Origin of the sequence: Immundisolibacter sp. (genome assembly GCF_041625615.1) — a bacterium.
Classification (GTDB): Bacteria; Pseudomonadota; Gammaproteobacteria; order Immundisolibacterales; family Immundisolibacteraceae; genus Immundisolibacter.
Genome location: NZ_JBFJTF010000195.1, coordinates 1 through 3,283, shown reverse-complemented (window position 1 = coordinate 3,283; position 3,283 = coordinate 1). Strand labels below are relative to the sequence as shown.

General features: G+C 70.1%; 1 protein-coding gene and 1 pseudogene. One reads left to right on the top strand and one right to left on the bottom strand.

Translation table 11 applies throughout. The features are described 5' to 3' along the window. Nucleotides 1-121 precede the first annotated feature (121 nt). A complete protein-coding gene (acsA, locus tag ABYX71_RS11280; RefSeq protein WP_372696594.1) occupies nt 122-1,870 on the bottom strand; it encodes an acetate--CoA ligase in 1,749 nt (582 codons plus the stop codon). A 223-nt stretch (nt 1,871-2,093) separates the two neighbouring features. On the opposite strand from acsA, the pseudogene ABYX71_RS11275 reads away from it, so the two are divergent. After that, nucleotides 2,094-3,283, top strand: a pseudogene (locus tag ABYX71_RS11275) (alkaline phosphatase); the annotation flags it as partial.

The window sequence follows — 3,283 nt, the reverse complement described above, 5'->3', positions numbered from 1 at the left end:
TGCAGGAAGCCGCGAATCCGGGTGGCGCTGTACTGCTCGGCGCAGGCGTCCTCGAAGGCGCGGATGCGCAGCATGTGCCGCAGCAGGGCGTGCGCGGTGTCGGCGTCGGGCAACGGCGCCATCAGGTGTTCTCCAGCGTCGAGGTGTCGCCTTCCGGCAGGCCCAGCTCGCGCGCCTTCAGCAGGCGGCGCATGATCTTGCCGCTGCGCGTCTTGGGCAGGTGGGCGGCGAATTCGAGCTCCTTGGGCGCCACCACGGCGCCGAGGCGTTTTCGGGCGTGCGCCATGAGTTCATCGTGCAGGGCCGGGTCGGCCTCGAAACCGGGCTTGAGCGCCACGAAGGCCTTGACGATCTCGCCGGCCACCGGGTCCGGCTTGCCGATGACGCCGCATTCGGCCACCGCCGGGTGCTGCATGAACACGTCCTCGACCTCGAACGGGCCGATCAGGTGGCCGGAGGTCTTGATCACGTCGTCGGCGCGGCCGATGAACCAGTAGTAACCGTCCGCGTCGCGTCGGGCGACATCGCCGGACAGGTACCAGTCGCCGACGAAGCACGTGCGGTAGCGCGTGTCCTCGCCCAGATAGCCGCGGAACATGGACGGCCAGCCGGTCTTCAGTGCCAGCTGGCCCTGTTCGCCGTCCGGCACGAACGCGAGCGTGCCGTCGGGCGCCGGACTCACGATGGCCGCCTCGATGCCCGGCAGCGGCTTGCCCATGGAGCCGGGCTTGATGTCCATGGCGGCGAAGTTGGCGATCATGATGCCGCCGGTCTCGGTCTGCCACCAGTTGTCGTGAAACGGCCGGCCGAGCACGCGCTGGCTCCAGATCACGGCCTCGGAATTCAGCGGCTCGCCGACGCTGGCCATGAAGCGCAGGCGCGACAGATCGAACCGCCCCGGCACCTCGTCGCCCAGGCGCATGAGCATGCGGATGGCGGTCGGCGCCGTGTACCAGACGTCGACCCGCTCGTCCTGCAGGATGCCGTACCAGCGCTCGGCGTCGAATTCCTCGGCGTCGACGATCAGCGTGGCGCCGATCACCAGCGGCGCGAGGATGCCGTACGAGGTGCCGGTGACCCAGCCGGGATCGGCCGTGCACCAGAACACGTCGCCGGGGTGAAGATCCAGCGCCAGGCGGCCGGTGACGTAGTGCGACAGCACCGCGCAGTGCACGTGCACGGCGCCCTTGGGTCGGCCGGTGGTGCCGGAGGTGAAGTGCAGCAGCGCCATGTCCTCGCCGCCGGTGGGGGCGATCCTGCCGCCCGTGTCGGCCTGCGCCATCAGGGCGCCGAAGCTGCGCGTGTCCTCGCCGTCCGCATCTTCGCCCACCAGCAGCACGTGTTCGAGTTGCGGCAGTTGTGCCCGCAGTGAGGCCACCTTGCGCCTGTAGAGCGTGGGCGTGGTGACCAGCACGCGCCCGCCGCCCAGTTCCAGCCGGGCGCGGATCGGCTCCGGGCCGAAGGCCGAGAACAGCGGGCAGAACACCGCGCCGGCCTTGAGCGTGCCAAGCACCGTCAGGTACAGCTCCGGCACGCGACCGAGCAGGCTGAACACGCGCTCGCCCGGCTGCACGCCGAGCGTGCGCAGCACGTTGGCGAAACGGCCGGTTTCCGCCGCCAGTTCGGCGTAGGTGAACTCCCGCGCGGCACCGCCGCGTGACAGGCAGCGCAGCGCCACCTGGTCACCGCGGCCGTTTTGCAGGTGCCGGTCCACCGCCTCCATGGCGATGTTGAGGCCGCCGCCGGGCAGTCCGCGCAGCGCCTGGCGTTCCAGCGCCCAGGAGAATCTGGCGCGGGTGGCGTCGTAGTCCGGCAGGTTGGGCAGCGCGTGGCCGGCGCCGTTGGCTTTGTGGATGAGCGTGTTGGACATGGCCGGCTCCGGCGACTTCGGCACGCACGGGCCCCGTTGGCCCGTACCGGGTCTTGCACTGTAGGAAGCCGTCGCGGTCGGGGCACTGATCCGAGTCAGGGGCGGGGTCCGGTCGGTGAGGCGGCCGTCAATGCCCGGTCACATTGCGCTTTTACGGTGGCCCCGCCAGCCGCCCGGGTGCGGTTGTGCACGTCACACCCAGAACCCACAGGAGCCCAACGCAATGCCGCTTACCAAACCCCGCCTGTCCGCGCTCGCCGCGGCTGTCAGCCTGGCGCTGCTGGGCCAGTCGTCGGCCGTGTCGGCCGGGACTGCGCCGTATTTCGAGCGGATCGCCTCGTTTCCGGTGTTCCTGAACACCGACATCGAGCAGGAGACGGTGGCCGAGATCGTCGCCGCCAGCACCGACGGCACGCTGCTGATCTACACCGATTCAGAGGGCGAGAACGTCGGCTTCGTCGACATCGCCGATCCCGCCGCGCCGCAGCCTGCCGGCACGGTGGCGCTGGGCGGCGAGCCGACCTCGGTGGCGGTGGTCGGCAACCACGCCCTGGTGGCGGTGAACACCTCGGCTGATTTCGTCGACACCAGCGGCCAGCTGGTGGTGATCGACCTCGCCACGCGTGACATCGTCGCCACGCATGCGCTGGGCGGGCAGCCGGACAGCGTGGCGGTGAGCCCCGACGGACGCTACGCGGCCATTGCCATCGAGAACGAGCGCGACGAGGACCTGGGCGACGGCGAGCCGCCCCAGCTGCCGGCCGGTTTCCTGACCATCGTCGACCTGGTCGGCGCGCCGGGGGCCTGGAGCCTGCGCCAGGTCAGCCTCGAGGGTGTGGCGGACCTGTTTCCGGACGATCCCGAGCCCGAGTACGTCAGCATCAACCGCGCCAACGTGGCGGCCGTGACGCTGCAGGAGAACAACCACATCGTGTTGGTGAACCTGCGCAACGGCAAGATCACCCACGATTTCAGCGCCGGCAGCGTGGACCTGAGCGGCATCGACACGGACGAGAACGATCTGATCGAGCAGACGGCGTCGCTGGCCGCCGTGCCGCGCGAGCCCGACGGCGTGGCCTGGATCAACAGCGGCCAGTTCGCCACCGCCGACGAGGGTGACCTGTTCGGTGGCTCGCGCGGCTTCAGCCTGTTCGACAAGCAGGGCACGCTGCTGTGGGGCTCGGGCAACACGCTCGACCGCCTGGCCGCCCGTCTGGGCCACTATCCGGAAGACCGCTCCGAGAACAAGGGCAACGAACCGGAGAATGTCGCCTTCGCCGAGTACGGCACCGACCGGGTGCTGTTCGTCGGCTCCGAGCGCGCGAGCCTGGTGTTCGTGTACGACGTGAACGGTGTCGGCGAGCAGCTGAGCCTGCGCCAGGCGCTGCCGACCGGCGTCGGGCCGGAAGGCTT

Bases quoted from the DNA above. Each gene is read 5' to 3' on its own strand.
- acsA (WP_372696594.1), bottom strand. From the start codon at position 1,870: ATGTCCAACACGCTCATCCACAAAGCCAACGGCGCCGGCCACGCGCTG.